We start from the raw sequence: 21655 nt of genomic DNA, 5'->3' as shown, positions 1-21655 counted from the left end.
GGCAATCCGGCGCAGCACGAAGCCGCGCCGGATCGTTGGTGGTTCAGAACCGGACGGTCAGCGACGCCCGATAGGCCTGATTGCGGACGTCCGACCGGTTGACGGTCGATTCGGCCGAGAAGGACGCGGCGATGTTGCCCGTGTCGATCACCAGGCCGCCGGTGACCTCGCCCCAGTCGTTGTCCGTACCGGCCAGTGCCAGAAGGGCGCTGGGCCCGCGGCCGCCGATCAGGTTCACGCCGAACGCACCCGGCCGTTCGCCAAAGTCATAGACATATTGCGCCGACGCAAAGGGACGAACGCTGCCCGCACCCGTGGTCAGCGTGACGCCGCCGCGCGCCTGCCAGCTTTCGAACTTGCCGAGATTGTAACGCAGCGCCGGGCCGCCGCCGGTTTCGAACACATCGTCGAAATCGAGGAGGTTATAGCGCAGCGCGACCCGCGGCATGATCGACAGGGCCTGACCCTCCGGCGCGACGCCGCCCAGGCCCAGTTCGGCGGAGACCGCCGTCGCCTGATCCTTGCTGCGCAGCGTGAAGGGCACGGCGCCCAGGGTCGCGTTGCGCTGCGTCGTGGTGTCATAGGAGCCGACGCTGATCACGCCGTCCAGCGCAGCCAGCTTGCCAAGACCCAGCGTGCCATAGAGCGTGCCCTGATAGAGCGCGGCATCGGCGAGCTGCGCGCCGCCGGGAATGCGGCCGTCCATGTCGGCATAGGAAATGCCGATGCCAAGCGTGCCGCCGCCCAGATCCTTTTCGATGCCGCCGGCGATGTAATAACCGTCAAAGCGGTTGCGGCCGAAATTGACCGCACCGGGCAGACCCTGGCCCGATCCTTCGACATAGCCGCCAGCCAGATAGACCGCGACATCATCGGGCAGCGCGCCCTGCTGCACGCTCATGCCGTTGCCGCTGTCGCTCTGCACCTGGGCACCGCCCGGGTTCATCGTGGCCAGCGAGGCAAGCTGCACCGGACGGCCATACATGGCGATGCTGCCATAGGTGCCGCCGCGGGCAACCGTGCCCATGCGGTCGCGATAGAAGCGGCTGAGCGTGTCGGTCAGCACGATGCCCATATTGGCGGAAAGCTGGGCCGCGTTGGGCGCCAGCGTTTCCAGCGTGTCGCGCAGCTGCGGCGCGCCGAGCAGGTCGAGTTCGCGATACAGCTCCGCCGAAACCGCCGTGTTGCCGCGGTTGGTGTCGAGCAGGCTGGCATAGGCGCGCTGGATCGGCGAGGCGGCGTTGATCACGTCGGCATAGCGGCCAGCCTCGATCTCCACCTGCACGGCGGTGGTGCCGTAAAGGATCCGCGGCGTCAGGATCGCGGACAGCGGAGCGGTGGCGGCGAACCGGCCGGTAATGCCGCCCGTTGCGGTCAGGATGGTGAACACATCGCCATCCGCCGGCCGGTATCCGCCGACGGTCGAGAAGCCGACCGTGCCGCCGAGATCGGCCTGGCCCGTCTGGCCGCTGCCCGCGACCAGTGCGATTCGGTCGGATACGCCATTGGGGCCAAGGTCGATCAGCAGCTGGCTGCCCGATGTCAGGATCAGGTTGCCGCCGATGGTCAACGTGCCGGTGGTCCCGATCGTGCCCGGCGCGATCGTGCCCATCACGCTGGTGGTAAAGGGCGCGTTGATCCGGCCGGAACCGGTCAGCAGGCCCGACAGGAACAGGAAATCGCCCTGCGACGCCAGGATGCCGTTATTGACGATGGTGCCGGTATTCTGCCGGATTTCCATCAGGCTGGTCAGCGAGGCGTTGCTGGCGATGGTCAGCTGCGACGTTGCACCCTGAATGGTGAAGCGGTCGATGGTGACGGTCGAATTCAGCGTGACATTGCCCGTGTTGCGCAGGGTCACGTCGAAATACCGGCCGATCTGGCCCGTGGTGCGGACGCCATCGACATTGTTCGGCACGAAATTGGTCGCGCCGGGCAGGCCGTTGGCGATGGTCGCGGCGGGGCGGGCGGTGTCGCTGTATCCGGGCGTTGCCTGTGCCGTTTCCAGACCCGGTACCAGATCCCCTTCGCCGACGACCTGTGTGACAGCAGGGGCATTGGTGTCCGTGGCGCGGTTCGGAATGCCGTTGCGCTCCCGACCGGTCGACAGGTCGACGCATTCATTGGTCGCCGGATTGGTCGATGTGTTGGGCGACTGGAAACAGGCCTCACCAAACTCCGGGCCGTTCCCGGAATTGGCGCCGCCCAGATTGGTCGGCACGCCATTGACCAGCTGACCATTGCTGATGATCTGGTAATTCGGGTCCAGTTCGGTGACCCAGGCGGCCGCATTTTCCCAGTTTACGTTGCCGCCGACTGCGGAGACGTAGCGATAGGGGTTGTTGGCGACGATCCAGTCCCAATAGAGGAACAGCGGCTGATAGAAGCTCTGCGTCCCATAGCTGCCGCCAGGCTGGCCGGCAAAGAAGGTCGATCCGCCCGACAGGACGCCGATTACGACCTGCTTGGAAAACGTGCGGTCGAGGATCAGCGGGCCACCCGAATCGCCGGGGCCGGTGGTGCCTTCGCGGGTCAGCGCGTTGTCCCGGAAGCCGTTGAAATCGCGGGTATTGGCCGCTGGCGTCCCGCGGGCCGGGTCGTCAAAATCCAGGAAATAAAGCTGCTGCGGCCGGGATATCGCACCGGGCGATCCGAACAGGAACGTATTGCGCGAATTGAAGGAGGTGAGCGCCCCCAGCATGTTTTCGGCCGCGCGGCGGCGGAAGTTGCCATTGCTTGCCGAACCGGTCGTCCCGTTGCCGAACGCGCCATAGCCCGCGATGTTCACATGATAGCCGGTGCCGTTGACCGGATCGATCGCGCCTGGCGTCGGCAGCGGGGAAAACAGCAGCGCCCAGGTCGGGATATCCTTGGCAGGCGTGTCGAGCACCGCGGTCGCCACGTCCGCTTCAAGGAAGCACGACGTGGGCGTCGTGCACGACGCGGCCGATAGCGAGCGCGGGTCGTAAAAGACCTGATTGATGTTGTAGAACGCCTGGGCCGTGTTCGTCTGGAACCGTCCGGCCTGTGTCGGGCCGGAACCCAGCAGCCAGCGGACCAGCTCGTCCACCTGTCCGGGGGCATTGGCGCGGGTGTTGGTTTCAAATCCGATGCCGACCGCGACGCCGCCCGAATTGGCGCCATAGGCAGTCGCGCTGCGCGTGTTCACGCAGTGCGCGGCAAAGATGACGGTGCGCGGGTTGATCAGCGACCCTGTGCACGTGCCGATAAAGCCGCCGCCCGAATCGCTGATGATCTGACCGACGCCGGTGATGTTGGTGGGATCATAGGCCTGAACCGGCGTGAAATTGTTGTTGATGGTGATCTGCGGGGTTTCTTCCGCGTCGTCCGGCACCACGTGAATCTGCTGCTGGACAGCCGGTGCGACCGATACGCGATGTGCGGATTCGATCGCCAGATCGGGGCGGCCGCCTGTCGCGTCCGGCGCTATGCTGACCAGTTCCAGACCCGGCGTCGTGTCGCTGTCCCCGGCCATTGCCGGCGTCGCCATCGCGCACAGACCCAGACCGGCCGCCGACAGCAGCAAAGATGCGCGCGTGGTGCGAGCAAGAATCATGGAAATCCCCCATCGAAAGAGATGAAACCAGAGCGTTTCACCGCATGGCGTCAGAGGCTATTGCGCTTTGACACCGGGTCAATAGCGCCCGGCAACCCCAATCCACTTGGCGGCCAAAGCGATGCGCAAAGGCAACACATTGTTTCGCAAAGCGAATAGGTGCGGAGCACAAAAAAAGGGCGGCCCGAAAGCCGCCCTTTTCTGTTGTTCGTCGTTGAAAGCGGATCAGCGCTTCGAGAACTGGAAGCTGCGGCGGGCCTTCGCCTTGCCGTACTTCTTGCGCTCGACCGCGCGGCTGTCACGCGTCAGGAAACCGGCACGCTTGACGGGCGTGCGCAGCGCAGGCTCGTACTTGGTCAGCGCCTGGGCAATGCCGTGCTTCACGGCACCGGCCTGACCCGACAGGCCGCCGCCCTTGACGGTGGCGATCACGTCATACTGGCCCTCACGCTCGGCAACGCCGAACGGCTGGTTGATGACGAGACGCAGCGTCGGACGCGCGAAATAGACTTCCTGATCACGGCCGTTGATCGTGATCTTGCCCGATCCGGGCTTGATCCACACGCGGGCAACCGCGTCCTTGCGGCGGCCGGTCGCATAGGCGCGGCCATAGGCGTCGAGTTCCTGCTCGCGCAGCGGCGCGGGCTCATAGGTCGGCGCCTGAACGCCCAGGTCGGTGCCCTCTTCGGCCAGCGGCTGGCCCTGGACGACCGCGCCCAGATCGGAAAGGGACTGGCGATTGTCGGTCATTATGCGCCCACCTTGTTCTTGCGGTTCATGCCCGCGATATCCAGCACTTCGGGGTTCTGGGCGTCATGCGGATGCTCGCTGCCCTTGTAGATGCGCAGATTGCGCATCTGCTGACGGCCCAGCGGGCCGCGCGGGATCATGCGCTCGATCGCCTTTTCCAGCACGCGCTCCGGGAACCGGCCGTCCAGCACCTTGGCGGCGGTGATTTCCTTGATGCCGCCCGCATAGCCGGTGTGCTTGTAATACACCTTCTGCGACAGCTTCTTGCCCGTGAAACGGACCTTGTCCGCGTTGATGACGATGACGTTGTCACCGCAATCGACATGGGGGGTAAAGCTGGTCTTGTGCTTGCCGCGCAGCACATTGGCGATGATCGTCGCAGCGCGACCGACCACCAGGCCGTCGGCGTCAACGATATGCCACTTCTTTTCCACTTCCGCCGGCTTTACCGACTTGGTGGTCTTCATCAGCGCCTTCATGGGCTTGGTGACCTTATCCGGGTTGAACAGCAAGCGCCGCCCCAGTGCGGAGCGGCGCGATGGGTGGCCAATGTTCAATCCGTGCCCGAAAGTCAAGCGAAAGCGCGGCTCTGCTGACGGGTATAGGAATACCGGGTCAGTTTGCCGATGGTGGATCCACGGTGATGCGCGTGGTCGTGACCTGTGCTGCATCGCCGCTGGCCGTGCGCCGGACGCGGACCGACGACCGGATCAGCCCGGTTGCCGGATCGATGGTGCGGCGATGTTCGACGGACAGGTCGAACGCACCCTGCGGACTGCGGCCCTGACCGGTCAGCCGGTCGTCGATCACCAGCCAGTCATCGGCAGAGCGAAAGGCGCGGCGCGTGCCGGACAGGTCGGCGGCTGCGCTTTTCTGATCGATGGGCGTTTCGGTGACCGGGGCGGCCGGCAGATCGGAGGTAGGGATGATCGCGCCCAGCATGGAAGCGAACATGTCCAGCCGGGCAGGGGCGGGCATCGCGGCGAACCGGTCGGCCAGCGCCTTGGCGATCGGCGCGCGCTTGTCGGCATTCACGCCGCGCAGGCCGATCGCGACGATCCCGTCGGTCCACCGGTCAAAATGCCGGTCCAGGTCGTCGACCGCCGTGACCCGCCCGGCCGAATCCAGGTGCATCTGGATCGGCACGCCGACAAATCCGCTCATCCCCGCCTCGAACATCGCGCCGGGGCCGCTGGCAATGCCGCCATCGACGGCAGTGACGGTCAATACGGCGGTAAAGCCGCGTTCGGTGCGTTTGAACCGCACGATGCGCTCCAGTCGATAGCGATCCGTCCGCCCGTCCTGTTCCCGGGTTTCATCGATCCGGTAGCGCCAGTCGCTGTCCAGCGGCGGGGAAAAGCGGTGCGCGGCAACAGGCGCGGTCGCCTGAACAGCCAGCAGGATCGCAGCGGTCAGCATCAAGCGACGCTTTCGGCCAGCCAAGCGAGCGCGCCGGGCGTGGTCGATGCCGGCCACCATTCGATGACCGGCAGATCATAGGGGTGCAGCACGCCCAGCCGTTCGATCAGCCGTTCGGCATCGGTCGAAGCCACCTTCAAAAGCAGCGGCCATTCCTGTGCGGTTTCGACCTTGCCTTGCCAGCGATAGGTTGACGTGATCGGCGCCAGAACCTGCGCGCAGGCGGCCAGCCGTTCCTCCACCACAGTCCCGGCGATGTCGGCGGCGCGATCGACGCTATCCAGGGTCGTGTAAACCAGCGTCAGCCCAGTCACGCGGGCGTCCGGCCCAGACGATGCGCGCCCAGGGTCACGGCAATGACCAGCAGGGCGCCGACCAGCTGATGCGTGACCGCAACGTGCAGGTTCACGCCCGTCATCACCGTGGCAATGCCCAGCAGGATCTGCGTGCCGAGCAGCGCGTGAATGGCGATGGATGCAGGCCGCGCGCCTGCCCGCTTTACCCGCACGGCCAGCACGATCAGCGCGATGGCGGCCACCCATGCCCACCAGCGATGGACGAAATGGATGACGAACGGGTCGTTGAACACCGCGTCCACCGCCGACCGGCCGGCAAATTCCTCCGCCGGAAAGAAGCGGCCGTTCATCAGCGGCCATTGATCGGTGACCAGGCCCGCATTCAGCCCGGCGGTATAGGCGCCGAACAACAGCTGGATGAACAGGATGCTGCCCGCAATGGCGGCCAGGGGCACCAAGCGCGCCGGTCGTGCGGCAGGGGCGGTGGCGAGCAGTCGGAGATCAAGCGCAGTCCACACCGTGCCAGCCAGCAGGAACAGGGCGGTCAACAGATGCGCGGCCAGCCGGTAATGGCTGACGTCCGTGCGGTCGGCCAGGCCAGACTGCACCATCCACCATCCCAGCGTACCCTGCAGCCCGACCAGCGCGACCAGCGCGACCAGCCGCGGCGTATAGCCATGCGGGATGCGGCGACGAACGGCGAACCAGATCAGCGGCAGGGCCAGCGCCAGCCCGATCAGGCGGCCAAGCTGGCGATGCACCCATTCCCAGAAAAAGATGAACTGGAATTCGCCCAGCGACATTCCGCGATTGATCTGCTGATATTCCGGGGTCTGGCGATACAGGTCGAACGCTGCCTGCCAGTCCGCATCGTTCAGCGGCGGCAGCGCGCCCGACACGGGTTTCCATTCGGTGATCGACAGGCCCGATTCGGTCAGCCGGGTGATGCCACCGACGACGACGATCATGACGATCAGGATTGCGACGATTCCCAGCCACCGGGCAAGGGTTGCGGGACGTGCGGACGAGGGGATGAAGCCGGGTTGAAGCACGCCATGCGACATAGGCGAGGTGTCCCGCGCTGACAATGCGGCCCTTGGGCCGTGGCATGGCAGAAACAACGTGATGATATGTTGTAACTCTGCGGATGCACTTCTATATGCGGGCCGTGATGACGACTCAGCGCCTTGTTCTTGGCTCCCTGATCCGCGGCATGCCGGGAATCGACCGGCTGGCGATCGGATTGTCGGGCCTGTGCGCCGTGCATTGCGTCGTCACGATCCTGATGGTCAGCGCGCTTGCCTCTGCGGGCAGCGGGATCGTCAGCCCGCATCTGCATGAAATCGGTCTGGTTCTGGCGATCGCCTTTGGTGCGCTGGGCCTTGGGATCGGGGCGTGGACGCATGGGCGGATGCTGCCCGCAGCGACTGGCGCGTTCGGCCTTGGCATCATGGCGGGGGCGCTGAACCTGCCGCATGGCGGGGCGGAAGCGGCGGCCACCGTGCTGGGCGTCGCGATTGTCGCGCTGGGCCACGATCTCAATCGCCGCGCCCGCGGCTGATGCTTGCCGCCGGCCTCGCCGGCCATTAGGTTCAGTCCATGCACGCCCATGATCATCAGGAACGCAGTGGCGCGGCGCTCGCCAGCGCGGCGCAGGCCCAGCTGGAGGACGCCGGCGAACAATGGACGGCAATGCGTGCCAGCGTCTTTGCCGCCCTGGCCGAGTTTACCAAGCCGGCCAGCGCCTATGACATTGCCGATGCCGTTTCCAAGCGGGAAGGGCGGCGCATTGCGCCCAACAGCGTCTATCGCATCCTCGACCTGTTCGTCGGTGCCAATCTGGCGCGCCGGGTGGAAAGCCAGAATGCCTATGTCGCCAATGCCCATCCCGGCTGCCTGCACGACTGTATTTTCCTGGTCTGCGACAGTTGCGGACAGGCGACGCATCTGGACGATGACCGGATTACCGGGTCGGTGCGCAGTGCGGCCGAAAAGGCAGGATTTGCGCCGGTCCGTCCCGTGATCGAGGTGCGCGGCCGCTGCGCCGATTGCGACGAGGCGTAACCCAACGGTCTTTTTACTGGCCGCCTGTTGCATCGGAACAATCGACTTCGCGTCGGGAACACAGTACACCGGGACGATGACTGACCGTCCCGCGACACCGCTGCTCGACACTGTTCCGACGCCCGAGGCCCTTCGCAAGCTGAAGCCAGCCGACCTTCGGCAGCTTGCCGACGAATTGCGCAGCGAGACGATTTCGGCGGTCGGCACAACGGGCGGCCATCTGGGGTCCGGGCTTGGCGTGGTCGAATTGACTGTCGCCATCCATTACGTCTTCAACACGCCGGACGACCGGCTGGTGTGGGACGTTGGCCATCAATGCTATCCGCACAAGATCCTGACCGGGCGGCGCGATCGCATCCGCACGCTGCGTCAGGGGGGCGGCCTGTCCGGTTTCACCAAGCGGGCGGAAAGCGAATATGATCCGTTCGGCGCGGCGCACAGCTCGACCAGCATTTCCGCAGCACTGGGCTTTGCCGTCGCCAACAAGATGGCGGGCACGCCGGGCAAGGGCATTGCCGTGATCGGCGATGGCGCGATGAGCGCCGGCATGGCCTATGAGGCGATGAACAATGCCGAACAGGCGGGCAATCGCCTGATCGTCATCCTGAACGACAATGACATGTCGATTGCCCCGCCGGTCGGCGGCCTGTCGGCCTATCTGTCGCGCATCGTGTCCAGCCGCGAATTTCTGGGCGTGCGCGAAACGCTGAAGCGGCTGGCGCGCAAGCTGCCCGAGCCGCTGCAAAAGGCGGCGCGCAAGACCGATGAATATGCCCGCGGCCTGGCCATGGGCGGCACGTTGTTCGAGGAACTGGGCTTTTACTATGTCGGCCCGATCGACGGCCACAATCTCGACCATCTCGTCCCCGTGCTGGAAAATGTGCGCGACGCGGCGGAAGGGCCCTGCCTGATCCATGTCGTGACGAAAAAGGGCAAGGGCTATGCCCCGGCCGAAAACAGCGCCGACAAATATCACGGCGTCCAGAAGTTCGACGTGATCACGGGCGCGCAGGTCAAGGCACCGCCGGGGCCGCCGGCATATCAGAACGTGTTCGGCGAAACGCTGGCCAAGCTGGCCGAGACCGATAAGCGGATCTGCGCCATCACCGCGGCCATGCCGGGCGGGACGGGCGTCGACAAGTTCGCCAACGCGCATCCGGATCGTAGCTTCGACGTCGGTATCGCCGAACAGCACGCCGTCACCTTTGCCGCCGGTCTTGCGGCGCAGGGGATGCGCCCGTTCTGCGCCATTTATTCGACCTTCCTTCAGCGCGCCTATGACCAGGTGGTGCATGATGTTGCGATCCAGAATCTGCCGGTGCGCTTTGCCATCGACCGGGCGGGGCTGGTCGGCGCGGATGGCTGCACCCATGCCGGCAGCTTTGACGTGACCTATCTGGCGTCGCTGCCCAATTTCGTGGTGATGGCTGCGGCCGACGAGGCGGAGCTGGTCCACATGACCTATACCGCCGCCTGCCATGACAGCGGCCCGATCGCGTTCCGCTATCCGCGCGGCAACGGGGTCGGCGTGCCGTTGCCAGCGGTGCCGCAGCAGCTGGAAATCGGCAAGGGCCGCGTGGTGCGCGAGGGCAAGAAGGTCGCGATCCTGTCGCTTGGCACGCGCCTGTCCGAGGCGCTGAAGGCGGCCGACGTGCTGGACGCCAAGGGGCTGTCGACGACCGTCGCCGATCTGCGCTTTGCCAAGCCGCTGGACGAGGAACTGATCCGCCGCCTGCTCGCCACGCACGAAGTCGCCGTGACGATCGAGGAGAATGCGATTGGCGGCCTTGGCGCGCACGTCCTGACCATGGCGAGCGATGCGGGCCTGATCGATGGCGGGCTGAAACTGCGGACGATGCGTCTGCCCGACCTGTTCCAGGATCAGGACAAGCCGGAAGTGCAGTATGACCAGGCCGGCCTGAACGCCCCGCACATCGTCGATACGGTGCTGAAGGCGCTCCGCTGGAACGAGACGGAGACAGAGGCGGGCGCGCGCGCCTGACCGAAGGCCGATCCGGCGTTAGCTGCTGCCCAGGCCAAATCCGCGCGGATCCCCCGCCGGGTTGCGCCAGCCGGGCGGCACGCGCCGGGTGGCGGTCCGGTGGATCGACCCGTCGCTGAGCCGGGCGAGCAGCTCCTGCCCCTCGGGCCAGCTACCGAGGCCGCTGTCGGCATTGATATGCCCGGCCGCCCCCGCATCGTGAAACAGGCTGCCCCAATGGGTTGCCAGGTGGTGCGCCCGTTCCACATCCAGCCACGGATCGTCGCGGCTGGCGACGAGGATGGAGGGGAAGGGCAGCGGCTCGATGGGAATGGGGCGGAAGGTCCGCAGGATTTGCGCATCCGCCCAGTCGACATCGGCTGGCGCCACCATCAACGCGCCGCCAACCCGCGCCAGCACCTCCGGCGCCGCCATGGTCGCCCACCAGGCGATGGCGATACAACCCAGGCTGTGCCCGGCCAGCACCACGGGTGCGGATGATTCGCCGATCGCCTGATCCAGCCGGGTGACCCACGGATTGCGCTGCGGCGCATTCCACAGGCCAAGCTCGACCCGGCGCACGTCCCCGCGCACCGATTCCCAGATCGTCTGCCAATGGCCCGGGCCGCTGTTATCCAGCCCGGGCACGGTCAGAATGGTCGGGCCGGTACGGTCATGCGTGTCAAAGATCGCCATCGCGGTCACTCCCTCGTCCAGCCCCCGGTGACGCATGATAATCCTACTAGAATGATAGGCAATAAACTTTGCGTTGGGTGGGCCGGGGTTTGCGTTTGTCCGCCCGCCCCGCCAAAGGACCGGCATGGGAAAGACGCGGATCGATCAACTGCTCGCCGAACGGGGCCTGGCGGAGAGCCGAACCCGGGCTCAGGCGCTGGTCATGGCCGGGGTCGTTTTCGTCGGCGATCGAAAGGTGGACAAGCCCGGGCAGCAGATCCCCGACGATGCCGAGATCACCGTCAAGGGCCGCGACCATCCCTGGGTTTCGCGGGGCGGGATCAAGCTGGCCCATGCGCTCGATCATTTTGCGATCGATCCCGTGGGCGCGGTGGCGATGGATGTCGGATCATCGACCGGCGGGTTCACCGACGTTCTGCTGACCCGCGGCGCGGCGCGGGTCTATGCCGTGGACAGCGGCACCAACCAGCTGGCGTGGAAACTGCGTCAGGATCCGCGGGTGATCGTGCATGAACAGACAAGCGCACGCATCCTGACCGCCGATCATGTGCCCGAACTCGTCGATCTGATCGTCTGTGACGCAAGCTTCATTGCGCTGCACAAGGTGCTGCCCGTGCCGATGTCCTTTGCCGCACCGGGTGCCTGGCTGGTCGCGCTGATCAAGCCGCAGTTCGAGGCGGAACGGCACGAAATCGGCAAGGGCGGGGTGGTCCGCGATCCGGCGGTTCACCGGCGTGTGTGCGATGCAACCAAATCATGGCTTGGCACGATTGGCTGGACCGTGCAGGATGCGGTGGAAAGCCCCATCACGGGGCCGGAAGGAAATGTTGAGTTTCTTATCGCGGCGCGAAACGACGTTCGCGCGCTTGCGTTAGGGTCCTCTGCAGAATAGCGGCCTAGGCACCGATGCATAAGCAAATCCTGATCCTTTCGCTCGCGCTGATGGCGGCGGGCTGCGGCGGCGGTTCGCAACCGGCGGCCAAGGGGCGCGCGGCGCCGCTTGTTGCCGTGTCCCCGGTGGTTCAGGAACGGTTTGTCGAACGGATCGAGGCGGTCGGCACCGCCAATGCGAATGAACAGGTGACGCTGGCCGCCCCCGTGACGGAGCGGATCGAGCGCCTGGCATTCGATGATGGCGATTTCATTCGCAAGGGCGATGTGGTTGCCGTGCTGGCCCGCGGTCAGGAAACGGCCCAGCTGGACGTTGCCAGCGCCCGCGCGGCAGAGGCCGAAAAGCAGCTTTCCCGCCTGGCTGAACTCCGCCAGCGCGGATTCGCGACGCAAAGCGCGCTGGATGCGCAGACCGCACTTGCGGCGCAGGCGCGCGCTCAGGCGGCTGAGGCGCGTGCGTCCATCGGCGACCGGGTGCTGCGCGCGCCGTTTTCCGGCTATGTCTCGCTGCGCAACATCTCCGCCGGGGCGATCGTCAGTGCCGGAACCGAGGTCGCGCGGATCAGCGATCTTTCGGTGATCAAGCTCGATTTCTCGGTCCCCGAAACCATGCTGTCCGCCCTGAAACAGGGTCAGCCGATCGAGGCGCAGGCCGCCGCCTATCCCGATGAGCGGTTCCGTGGCCGGATCGATGTCATCGATGCGATCGTGAACCCGGAAACCCGCGCCGTCACCGTCCGCGCCCTTATCCCCAATCCCGACGCCCGGTTGAAGCCGGGGATGCTGCTGACCGTGGTGGTGGAGGCGCAGGCACGCACCGCGCCGTCTGTGCCCGAACTGGCGGTTGTAGGCGATGGGGACGAAAACTTCGTGTTTGTCGTCGAACAGGGCAAGGCCAAGCGCGTGGCGGTGCGCACCGGCATTCGTCAGGGGGGCAAGGTTGAAATCCTGTCCGGCCTTGGCCCAGATGCGCGCGTGATTACCGAAGGGGTGGTTAAGGTTGCCGATGGGCAGCAGGTCCGCCTTAACGGTCAGGAACAGGCCGCTACCGGCATCGGCAAGCCGACGGGCGGGAGCGCCAACTGATGCAGTTGTCGGACCTATCCGTCCGGCGACCCGTCTTTGCGGCCGTCCTGTCAATCCTGCTGACCCTGTTCGGGCTGGTCGGCTATCTCAGCCTGTCGATCCGCGAATATCCGGACACCGATCCGCCGATCGTGTCGATCGAAACCGTCTATACCGGTGCCGCCGCGTCCGTCATCGAGGCGCGGATCACCCAGCCGCTTGAGGATGCGCTGTCGGGCATCGAAGGGATTCAGACGATCACCTCGACCTCCCGCGACGGACAGTCGAGCATCTCCATCGAATTTCGTCCCAATCGAGAGGTCGATTCGGCCGCCAACGACGTGCGTGACCGCGTCGGCAGCGTGCTGGAGGACCTGCCCGAAGAGGCGCTGGCCCCGGAAGTCCGCAAGGTCGATGCCGACGCCTCGCCGATCATGTTCATGGTGGTGTCGCGGCCCGGCTGGACGCGGCTGCAGCTGTCCGATTACGTCAACCGCAATCTGGTCGACCGGTTCGGCACCATCGACGGCGTTGCCCGCATCTTTGTGGGCGGTGAGGCGCGGCCTTCGATGCGCGTATGGTTGAATGCGCAGAAGCTGGCCGCCTTTCAGCTGACGCCGACCGACATTGAAAATTCGCTGCGCAGCCAGAATGTCGAACTGCCGGCCGGGCGACTGGAGTCCAGTCAGCAGAATGTCACGCTGCGCGTCGACCGTGCCTTTGCCGCGCCCGACAGCTTTTCCCGCCTGATCGTCGGCCGTGGGCCGGACGGTTATCTGGTGCGGCTGGGCGATGTCGCGCGGGTCGAGGTGGGAGCCGAAAATCCCTATAGCAGCTTCCGCCTGAACGGCGGTTCGGCGGTCGGCATGGGCATTGTCCGTCAGTCGGGAGCCAACACGCTGGCCGTCGCCGATGCAGCCAAGAAACTGGCCGAGAACCTGAAGCCCGACCTGCCGCAGGGGATGACGATCACGATCGGATCGGACGATTCGCTGTTCATCGGTGAAGCGATCGAAAAGGTCTGGCACACCCTGGCGGAGGCCGCGATCCTGGTGGTTGCCGTCATCTTCCTGTTCCTGGGATCGTGGCGGGCGACGATCATCCCGGCGGTGACCGTGCCGATCTGTCTGCTGGGCGCCTTTGCCGTGCTGTGGATGGTCGGGTATTCGGTCAATCTGCTGACCCTGCTGGCAATGGTCCTCGCCATCGGCCTCGTTGTCGACGATGCCATCGTCGTCCTTGAAAACGTCTATCACCGGATCGAGGAAGGGGAATCGCCCCTGGTCGCGGCGTTCAAGGGCACGCGTCAGGTCGGGTTCGCCGTCATTTCCACCACGCTGGTCGTCTGCGCCGTGTTCGTACCGGTCATGTTCCTGGCCGGGCAGACCGGCCTGTTGTTCCGCGAGCTTGCGGTGGCCATGATCGGCGCAATCGCCTTTTCCGGTTTCCTTGCGCTGACGCTGACGCCGATGCTGTGTTCCAAGATGCTGCGCAAGGAAAAGCGCGGCCGGGTCACCGGCTGGGTCGACCGCCAGTTTCAGCGGCTCGAAACCGGCTATTCCAACCGGCTGGATGGCGTGATCCGCAAGCCGTTGCTGACCACGATTGTCGTCGTCGCCTTTCTGGCCTTTGGCGGATTTTCGTACACGCTCATCCAGTCCGAACTGGTGCCGGCCGAGGATCAGGGCGGCCTGAACGCGACGATCAATGCGCCGGAAGGCACCGGTTTCGATCAGATGGACAAATACACGCTGGAGGCGCAGGCAAAGCTGTTGCCGCTGCTGGATCAGGGCGCGGTGCGCACCATGATCACCCGCGTGCCCGGCAGTTTCGGCCCCAGCGACGATTTCAACAGCGCCGCGTTCGTCATTTTCCTGAAGCACTGGGACGAGCGCACGGTCAGTACGCAGGACGTCGCCAATCAGGTCAACGGTATCCTGCAGACGCTGCCCGCCGTGCGCGGCAACGCTCAGGTCCGCTCCGCCCTTGGCCGCGGCCGGGGCCAGCCGCTGAACCTGGTCATTGCCGGCACCACCTATGAAGGGCTGGCCGAGGCGCGTGACCGCATCCTTGCCGCCGCATCGAACAACCCGGGCATCATCAACCTCGATTCCGATTACAAGGAAACCAAGCCGCAGCTGCGCATCGATGTGGATACCACGCGCGCAGGCGACCTTGGCGTTTCGGTGCAGGAGGTCAGCACCGCGTTGCAGACGCTGCTCGGATCGCGCCGCGTTTCCACCTATGTCGACCGGGGCGAGGAATATTATGTGGTCGTGCAGGCGGAACCGACCAACCGGTCGACCCTGACCGATCTGGCGACCATCTATGTCCGCGCGCGGTCCGGTGCGCTGGTGCCGCTGTCCAACCTGGTCACCACGCGGGAAGTGTCGGGGCCACGCGATCTTGGCCGGTTCAACAAGCTGCGGGCGATCACCCTGTCGGGCGGCCTTGCCCCGGGCTACACGCTGGGCGAGGCGCTGACCTTCCTGGAAACCGAGGCGCGCAAGTCGCCCGAGGTGCTGGCCGTCGGCTATCGCGGCGAAAGCCAGGCGTTCAAGGAAACGGGCGGATCGATCCTGCTGGTTTTCGGCCTGACCATCGTCATCATCTATCTGTTGCTGGCGGCCCAGTTCGAAAGTTTCGTTCATCCAGCGGTGATCATCACCACCGTGCCGCTTGCGGTCGCCGGCGGCCTGATCGGTCTGCTCTTGTTCGGCAAGACGCTCAACCTTTACAGCCAGATCGGCATCGTCATGCTGGTCGGGCTGGCGGCAAAGAACGGCATTCTGATCGTCGAGTTCGCCAATCAGCTGCGCGATGAAGGGATGGAGATCGTTCAGGCGATCCGTGAGGCTTCGGCCCGCCGCCTGCGCCCCATTCTGATGACCTCGATCGCGACCATCGCCGGCGCGGTGCCGCTGGTGCTGGCCGGCGGGGCGGGCAGCGCGGCACGATCGTCCATCGGCGTGGTCATCGTTTTCGGCGTGCTGTTCGCCACGGTGATCACGCTGTTCCTGATACCGCTGCTCTATAGCCGCCTTGCCAAGCGGACCCAGTCGCCGGAGGCGGTGGGACGCGAACTGGATGCCGCGTTGGGGGCACCGCAGCCGGCCGAATAGCGAGACAAATCGACGAAAAGGGGGGATCGTGAACGAAATCGCGTCAAAGGGGCAGTTGCGGCTATCATTCTTGCGCTGGGCCGTGGTCACGGTTCCGCTTGTCGTCCTGCTGGGGCTGGGCGCGGGGCGGCTGGTGCAATCGGGCGAGGACAATGCCTGGTACGCTGCCCTGGTACGGCCGGATATCACGCCGCCCGGCTGGCTGTTCGGCGTTGCGTGGACGACGCTGTACATCCTGCTCGGCCTTGCCATCGCGATCGTTCTTCATGCCCGCGGGGCGAAAGGGCGGGGCGTGGCCATCGCCCTGTTCGTGGTGCAGCTGGCACTGAACCTGGTCTGGTCGCCGCTGTTCTTTGGCGCGCATCAGGTCACGCTCGGCTTCTGGTTGATCGTCGCGATCCTGGTGCTGGCCATCGCCACCACCTTTGCCTTTGGCCGGGTCCGCTCGCTCGCAGCCTGGCTGATGGTGCCCTATCTGCTGTGGCTCAGCTTTGCCTCGATCCTCAATTTCCAGTTCGATCAGTTGAACCCGGATGCGGAAACCCTTGTGATTTCACGCGCCTCCACCCAAGTTCCGCTTTGAAGCGATTGAGGACAACCGGCAGATGCAATCCGACAACAAGCTGATCGACGATCTCGTCAAGTTCATGAACGGCGCGGCCGGCACCATTGCAGGCATGGCGCGCGAGGGCGAATCGGCGGCGCGCGACCGGGCCCGCGAATGGATCGGCGGACTTGATTTCGTCAGCCGCGACGAATTCGACGCGGTCAAGGCGATGGCAGTTGCCGCGCGGGACGAGGCGGATGCGCTGAAGGCGCGCCTTGATGCGATCGAACAGCAGCTGGCCGGCCTTAACGCTGCAAAAACCAAGGCGGCAAAGGCGCCCCCTGCCGAACCCAAGGCCGAATAAGCTGCTTTTCCACAGCTTTTTCGAAAGGGCTGGTGGACAAGCCTTGCCCGTCGCACCGCCAACCGGCACCCCTTGCATCCGCAGGAATGCGGGGACAAGGACGGGCCATGCTTGAAGAATCCGATTTCGATCGCGACGACGCCGCCCCGATCGAGATGCTTGAAAACTATTTCTCCGCGCATGGCTGGTCGTACGAGCGCGAAGAGGACGAGATCGTCGCCAAGGTAAAGGGCAGCTGGACCGAGTTCGAGCTGCGCGCGATCTGGCGGGCCGAGGACGGCGTGATCCAGTTCCTCGCCTTTCCCGACATCCGCGTGCCGGACGAGCGTCGGCCCGTGCTGTACGAGGCGATTGGGCTGGTCAACGAACAGCTGTGGATCGGGCATTTCGAACTCTGGTCTTCGTCCGGCATCCTGCTGTATCGCCATGCCGCGATGATCGATGCGGGAGATGGCGGCACGCTGTCGCTGGCGCAGGCCGAATTGCTGGTCGAAAGCGCGATCGACGAATGCGAGCGGTTTTACCCGGTGTTCCAGTTCGTCCTGTGGGGCGGCAAGACCCCGCGTGAGGCGATTGCCGCGTCGATGATCGAGACTCAGGGCGAGGCGTGACGCTGCGCACCATCGGCCTGGTCGGATGCGGCGCCATGGCCGGCGCGATGCTGGCCCGGTGGATCGCCACTGAAACCATTGCCGCCCGGGACGTGTTCGTGGTCAACACCGCCGACCGCGCGCTGCCCGATGGCGTGGCGCAGGGCAGGGCGTTTCCGGCAGACGCGCAATTCGATGCCGTGATGATCGGGGTAAAGCCCCAGCAGCTGGGCGAGGCGATTGCCGCGCATGGGGACATGCTGGCCGCTGCGCCGCTGCTCCTTTCCATCCTGGCCGGAACCAGAGAGGCTGATCTGATCGCCGCAACCGGTGCGGGTTCCGTGGTCCGCGCGATGCCGAACCTGCCCGTCGCGATCGGCCGGGGCGTCGTGTCGCTCTGCGGTGCCAGCGCCACCGCGGATCATCGGTCCTCCGTCACGCTGTTGATGGCCCCGCTCGGGCTGGTCGAATGGGTCGATGAACCGCTGTTCGATGTCGCCACCGCGCTGGCGGGCAGCGGCCCGGCCTTTGTCTATCGATTCATCGACGCGCTGTCGGCCGGTGGGGCGGCGCTGGGGCTGGATCCGGCACAGGCGCTTCGCATGGCGCTGGCCACGGTGGTCGGCGCGGCAAGGCTGGCCGAAGATGCGCGGGAACAGCCCGGCGTCCTGGCCGACCGGGTGGCCAGCAAGGGCGGATCGACGCGCGCGGGCCTTGATGTCCTGGATGAGGACGCGGCACTGGCCCGGTTGGTCGAAGAGACCCTGGCCGCCGCCGAACGGCGCAATCGCGAATTGGCGGCACTCAACACCCGCTGACCCCTTCTGCCGTCCGGGAACCGACGGGTCCTGCATGGGTTGCTTGTTGCAGGACCCAGGACAGGAGGATGCCATGACCACGACCAAGGAACGCCAGAACAAATCCCATAATGGCGCCGCTCGGAAAAGCGCGCGTGCCGAGGGCAAGGGACTGAGCAATTTCACCGTGCTGGCCGGGGCGGTCGGCGCGGGTGCCGCGCTGGGCGTTGCCGCGCTGATCGGGCGCAAGGCGGTTGTGCAGGCACCGACCGCACTGGCGAGCGATTGGGCAGAGGCGCTGGCTATCGAGCATAGCTCGGTCCGCAAGCTGTTCGACCAGATCGAGGCGACCGAGGACAAGGCGGTGACCAAGCGCACCCTGCTGCTGGCCCATCTGAAGCAGGCGTTGACCAAGCATGCGGTCGAGGAAGAGAATGTGATCTACCCCGCGCTGCGCGAGGCCGGGGAAACCGAAGCGTTCGAAGAACTGTCCAGCGAACACGCGCTGGTCAAAAATTACCTGTTCCGGCTGGACACCATGCCAAAGGACAGCGCCGCATTCCTGACGCTGGTTCGCGAATTCCGGCAGGAGATCGAGGACCATATGCGCGAGGAAGAGGACGTCCTGTTCCCCAGGCTGAAGGCGCAGCGGGACGAGGCGGGGAACAAGGCATTGTTCGCGGCGATGAACAAGGAAGGGTTCAAGGTCGCCTGAACCCGTTCGGCACGGGGAACGGCAGGCCATCCGCCGTGCCGGTATCCGTGCACGGCCGTGTCAGCCCCGGCGCAACCCTTCGATCCGGTTGCGCTCGCTGGACGGGATCAGCCCCTCCAGCACGGCCCAGAACCCGCCGACCGCGCCCTGGCCCGCGCTTTGATAGGCGCTGCTCATCCGTTCGCGCAGTGCCTCGAACAACTGGCTTTCCAGGGTGCGACCGGCCGGGGTCAGCCGCAACAGCCGCTGGCGGCGATCCCGGTCGCCGGGCCGCATTTCGACCAGTTCGCGATCGATCAATTCGCCAAGCACACGGCCCAGCGATTGCTTGGTAATCGCCAGCAGGCCGAGCAGCTGGCTGACGCTCAGATCCGGCTGACGCGCGATGAAGTAAAGCGCGCGGTGATGCGCCCGGCCCAGACCTTGTTCGGCCAGTCGTTCGTCGATGGACCGCGTCAGATGGCTGTATCCGAAATAGAGCAGTTCCACGCCGCGCCGGATTTCCTGTTCGCGCAAGAACAGGGGAGATGCGGAACGCAGCGGATCGGAAGTGTTTTGGCCAGCCATGTTGACCTAATTTGGCACCGCGCCTAAGTCGACGCAAGCCATTCCGGCGCCCGTCGCGGCGCGGATTGCCGCACAGGGAAAGGATCAGTTGGTGCAGCCCGAACGGCCCAGTTTCGTCGTCGAACCCCATGCTTCTCCGGTTGCCGCGGCCGATCGTGACGCGCTGCTCGCCAATCCCGGATTCGGCAAGCTGTTCACCGATCACATGGCCATCATCCGCTACAGCGAGGATCGCGGCTGGCACGACGCCGCCATCCGTGCGCGCGCGCCCATCGCGCTCGATCCCGCTGCATCGGTGCTGCATTACGCGCAGGAGATTTTCGAGGGGCTGAAGGCGTATCGCACTGCTGATGGCGGCGTCACCCTGTTCCGGCCCGACCGCAACGCGCACCGGTTCCAGCAATCGGCCGCGCGTCTGGCAATGCCGCAATTGCCCGCCGACCTGTTCCTTCAATCGGTCCGCGAACTGGTCAGCATTGATCGCGACTGGATCCCCGCCATCGACGGCGGATCGCTCTATCTGCGGCCGTTCATGTTCGCGTCGGAGGTGTTTCTGGGCGTGCGTCCGGCCAAGGAATATCTCTATTGCGTGATCGCATCGCCGGCTGGTGCCTATTTCAAGGGCGGGACGCCGGCCGTGTCGCTGTGGGTGAGCCAGGATTATACGCGCGCGGCGGCGGGCGGCACGGGCGCTGCCAAATGCGGTGGCAATTATGCCGCCAGCCTGGTGGCGCAGGCCGAGGCAATCGAACAGGGATGCGATCAGGTCGTGTTCCTGGACGCGGTCGAGCGCCGCTGGATCGAGGAACTGGGCGGCATGAACACGTTTTTCGTGTTCGATGACGGCACCATGATCACGCCCCCGCTGACCGGTACGATCCTGCCCGGCATCACCCGCGATGCCATCCTGACGCTGGCCGCTGATATGGGCGTTGCGGTTCGCGAGGAACGCTATTCCCTGGATCAGTGGTGCGCGGACAGCCAGTCGGGCCGGCTGCGCGAAGCTTTTGCCTGCGGCACGGCGGCGGTGGTGACGCCGATCGGGTCGGTTCGCGGCCATGATATCGATTTCCGGATCGGCAATGGCGGCCCGGGCATGGTCACTCAGGGCATCCGGGAACGGCTGGTCGCGATCCAGCGCGGCGAGGCACCCGACCCCCATGGCTGGGTGGAACGCATCCTTTAATTGACCATCCCCTTTGACGTGCGCGGCATCTATCGCTAGAGACGCCGCCCTGTCGCCTGCTGGGGCGTCGCCAAGCGGTAAGGCACCGGTTTTTGGTACCGGCATTCGTAGGTTCGAATCCTGCCGCCCCAGCCAGCGACCATCTGTTCCATCCCCAGTCGTGCCGAAATCGGCTTATTCCGTGGGTCGTCCCGCGAACCGGCGGCGGCGGGCGGCAGCATTGGCGCGGGCTGCCGCCACTGCCTCCACCTCCGTTGCATCCAGCATGTAATGGAGCACGCGGCTCAGGTGATCGCGCATTGCCGCGCGGGCGCGGGCCGGATCGCGTGACCGCAGCGCATCCAGGATGGCGCGATGTTCGGCCACCACCGGCCGCACGCCCCAGTCGCGCGATTTTTCGAACAGGCGGGCACATTGCGGCGAGCGATTGCGCGTCTGCCACAGCTGTTCGACCGTCGCGGCCAGCGCGCTGTTCTGCGTCGCGCGCGCAATGGTCAGGTGGAATTGTTCATCCAGCAATTCGTCCATGCGGGGCCCACCCGTCGGATGCCCGGCCTGGCGGTCCGCCTCCACCGCCGCTGCCATTTCGGCAAGCAGCCGGTCCAGCTCGGCCAGTTCTGCCTCGGTGATCAGGCTGGCGGCCAGCGCCGCCGTCTCGCCCTCGATCAGCAGCCGCGCCTCGGTCAGTTCGAACGCGCCCACGTCCATCGGCGCAGTAGCCGCGGGGGGCCGGGGCTGGATCACATAGACGCCCGATCCGACGCGCACCTCGACCCGTCCGTCCAGCTCCAGCGCGATGATCGCCTCACGCACCGTCGGTCGGCTGACGGCATAGGCGGCGGCCAGTTCCCGCTCGGCGGGCAGGCGGTCGCCAACCGCATGGGTACCCGCCGCAATCGCCCGGGTCAGCCGCTCTGCCACCTGCTGATACAGCCGCGGTGCCCGGCCGGGTTTCGCATTGTCCGTCATCGCCAGCATCCGCCATGTGGTCGTCCAACCAAATTGGTCAGGACAATTCGCTGAACTTG

The 21655-nt window shown here is 65.6% G+C and carries 21 protein-coding genes and 1 tRNA gene; 13 read left to right on the top strand and 9 right to left on the bottom strand.

From position 1 onward, the window contains the following. Positions 1 to 43: 43 nt before the first annotated feature. From NYR55_RS04615 to NYR55_RS04590, 6 genes are all read right to left on the bottom strand, one after another. Positions 44 to 3577, bottom strand: a complete 3534-nt coding sequence (locus NYR55_RS04615) for an autotransporter domain-containing protein (RefSeq protein ID WP_260020044.1) — start codon at positions 3575 to 3577, stop codon at positions 44 to 46. A gap of 225 nt (positions 3578 to 3802) precedes the next feature. Continuing rightward, a complete protein-coding gene (gene rpsI, locus NYR55_RS04610; protein WP_260020043.1) occupies positions 3803 to 4327 on the bottom strand; it encodes a 30S ribosomal protein S9 in 525 nt (174 codons plus the stop codon). Continuing rightward, on the bottom strand, positions 4327 to 4806 hold the full coding sequence (rplM, locus tag NYR55_RS04605; protein WP_260020042.1) for a 50S ribosomal protein L13: 480 nt from the start codon (positions 4804 to 4806) through the stop codon (positions 4327 to 4329). The genes rpsI and rplM overlap by 1 nt, the downstream gene beginning before the upstream one ends. Positions 4807 to 4942: 136 nt before the next feature. Then, positions 4943 to 5746, bottom strand: coding sequence for a hypothetical protein (locus NYR55_RS04600; protein ID WP_260020041.1), 804 nt, complete (start codon positions 5744 to 5746; stop codon positions 4943 to 4945). Further along, positions 5746 to 6060, bottom strand: a complete 315-nt coding sequence (cutA, locus tag NYR55_RS04595) for a divalent-cation tolerance protein CutA (protein WP_260020040.1) — start codon at positions 6058 to 6060, stop codon at positions 5746 to 5748. Before cutA ends, NYR55_RS04600 begins: the two co-directional genes overlap by 1 nt. Further along, complete coding sequence (locus NYR55_RS04590; RefSeq protein WP_260020039.1) at positions 6057 to 7094, bottom strand: COX15/CtaA family protein; 1038 nt, start codon at positions 7092 to 7094, stop codon at positions 6057 to 6059. The genes cutA and NYR55_RS04590 overlap by 4 nt, the downstream gene beginning before the upstream one ends. Positions 7095 to 7213: 119 nt before the next feature. Between NYR55_RS04590 and NYR55_RS04585 the strand changes: the two genes are divergently transcribed. The 3 genes from NYR55_RS04585 (at position 7214) to dxs (ending at position 10108) form a co-directional block, all read left to right on the top strand. Further along, positions 7214 to 7603 carry a MerC domain-containing protein gene (locus NYR55_RS04585; RefSeq protein WP_260021556.1) on the top strand — a complete coding sequence of 130 codons (390 nt, stop codon included), beginning with the start codon at positions 7214 to 7216 and terminating at the stop codon, positions 7601 to 7603. Positions 7604 to 7641: 38 nt separating this feature from the next. Next, positions 7642 to 8106 (top strand): transcriptional repressor, encoded by a 465-nt coding sequence (locus NYR55_RS04580; RefSeq protein WP_260020038.1) that lies wholly within the window; start codon positions 7642 to 7644, stop codon positions 8104 to 8106. A gap of 76 nt (positions 8107 to 8182) precedes the next feature. Next, complete coding sequence (dxs, locus tag NYR55_RS04575; protein ID WP_260020037.1) at positions 8183 to 10108, top strand: 1-deoxy-D-xylulose-5-phosphate synthase; 1926 nt, start codon at positions 8183 to 8185, stop codon at positions 10106 to 10108. Between the two features lie 18 nt (positions 10109 to 10126). Here the strand turns inward: dxs and NYR55_RS04570 are convergent, their stop codons facing one another. Beyond that, positions 10127 to 10783: an alpha/beta hydrolase gene (locus NYR55_RS04570; RefSeq protein ID WP_260020036.1), complete on the bottom strand. Its 657-nt coding sequence runs from the start codon at positions 10781 to 10783 to the stop codon at positions 10127 to 10129. Between the two features lie 124 nt (positions 10784 to 10907). Here NYR55_RS04570 and NYR55_RS04565 point away from each other — a divergent pair, with 124 nt between their 5' ends. The 8 genes from NYR55_RS04565 to NYR55_RS04530 all read left to right on the top strand — a co-directional run bounded on the left by NYR55_RS04565 (position 10908) and on the right by NYR55_RS04530 (position 18874). After that, the gene (locus tag NYR55_RS04565) at positions 10908 to 11675 is read left to right on the top strand and encodes a TlyA family RNA methyltransferase (RefSeq protein WP_260020035.1); all 768 of its coding nucleotides are present in this window, start codon (positions 10908 to 10910) and stop codon (positions 11673 to 11675) included. 14 nt (positions 11676 to 11689) lie between these two features. Then, positions 11690 to 12760 carry an efflux RND transporter periplasmic adaptor subunit gene (locus NYR55_RS04560; protein WP_260020034.1) on the top strand — a complete coding sequence of 357 codons (1071 nt, stop codon included), beginning with the start codon at positions 11690 to 11692 and terminating at the stop codon, positions 12758 to 12760. Further along, on the top strand, positions 12760 to 15861 hold the full coding sequence (locus NYR55_RS04555) for an efflux RND transporter permease subunit (protein ID WP_260020033.1): 3102 nt from the start codon (positions 12760 to 12762) through the stop codon (positions 15859 to 15861). The genes NYR55_RS04560 and NYR55_RS04555 overlap by 1 nt, the downstream gene beginning before the upstream one ends. Before the next feature lie 28 nt (positions 15862 to 15889). Next, the gene (locus NYR55_RS04550; protein ID WP_260020032.1) at positions 15890 to 16444 is read left to right on the top strand and encodes a TspO/MBR family protein; all 555 of its coding nucleotides are present in this window, start codon (positions 15890 to 15892) and stop codon (positions 16442 to 16444) included. A gap of 22 nt (positions 16445 to 16466) precedes the next feature. Beyond that, a complete protein-coding gene (locus tag NYR55_RS04545; RefSeq protein ID WP_260020031.1) occupies positions 16467 to 16772 on the top strand; it encodes an accessory factor UbiK family protein in 306 nt (101 codons plus the stop codon). A 107-nt stretch (positions 16773 to 16879) separates the two neighbouring features. After that, positions 16880 to 17383 carry a YbjN domain-containing protein gene (locus NYR55_RS04540; protein ID WP_260020030.1) on the top strand — a complete coding sequence of 168 codons (504 nt, stop codon included), beginning with the start codon at positions 16880 to 16882 and terminating at the stop codon, positions 17381 to 17383. After that, positions 17380 to 18180 (top strand): pyrroline-5-carboxylate reductase, encoded by an 801-nt coding sequence (gene proC / locus NYR55_RS04535; protein WP_260020029.1) that lies wholly within the window; start codon positions 17380 to 17382, stop codon positions 18178 to 18180. Before NYR55_RS04540 ends, proC begins: the two co-directional genes overlap by 4 nt. Positions 18181 to 18253: 73 nt before the next feature. After that, positions 18254 to 18874 carry a hemerythrin domain-containing protein gene (locus NYR55_RS04530; protein WP_260020028.1) on the top strand — a complete coding sequence of 207 codons (621 nt, stop codon included), beginning with the start codon at positions 18254 to 18256 and terminating at the stop codon, positions 18872 to 18874. 60 nt (positions 18875 to 18934) lie between these two features. On the opposite strand, the gene NYR55_RS04525 is transcribed toward NYR55_RS04530, so the two are convergent. Beyond that, a complete protein-coding gene (locus NYR55_RS04525) occupies positions 18935 to 19441 on the bottom strand; it encodes a helix-turn-helix domain-containing protein (protein WP_260020027.1) in 507 nt (168 codons plus the stop codon). A gap of 91 nt (positions 19442 to 19532) precedes the next feature. Here NYR55_RS04525 and NYR55_RS04520 point away from each other — a divergent pair, with 91 nt between their 5' ends. Continuing rightward, the gene (locus tag NYR55_RS04520) at positions 19533 to 20627 is read left to right on the top strand and encodes a branched-chain amino acid aminotransferase (RefSeq protein ID WP_260020026.1); all 1095 of its coding nucleotides are present in this window, start codon (positions 19533 to 19535) and stop codon (positions 20625 to 20627) included. Positions 20628 to 20687: 60 nt separating this feature from the next. Further along, positions 20688 to 20762 (top strand) — tRNA-Gln (locus NYR55_RS04515). 39 nt (positions 20763 to 20801) lie between these two features. Here NYR55_RS04515 and NYR55_RS04510 read toward each other — a convergent pair. Then, positions 20802 to 21596, bottom strand: a complete 795-nt coding sequence (locus NYR55_RS04510; protein WP_260020025.1) for a FadR/GntR family transcriptional regulator — start codon at positions 21594 to 21596, stop codon at positions 20802 to 20804. Between the last annotated feature and the right edge of the window lie 59 nt (positions 21597 to 21655).

The sequence above is a fragment of the Sphingomonas sp. BGYR3 genome, assembly GCF_025153455.1.
GTDB lineage: Bacteria > Pseudomonadota > Alphaproteobacteria > Sphingomonadales > Sphingomonadaceae > Sphingomonas.
This window is presented reverse-complemented; position numbering and strand designations above follow the sequence as displayed.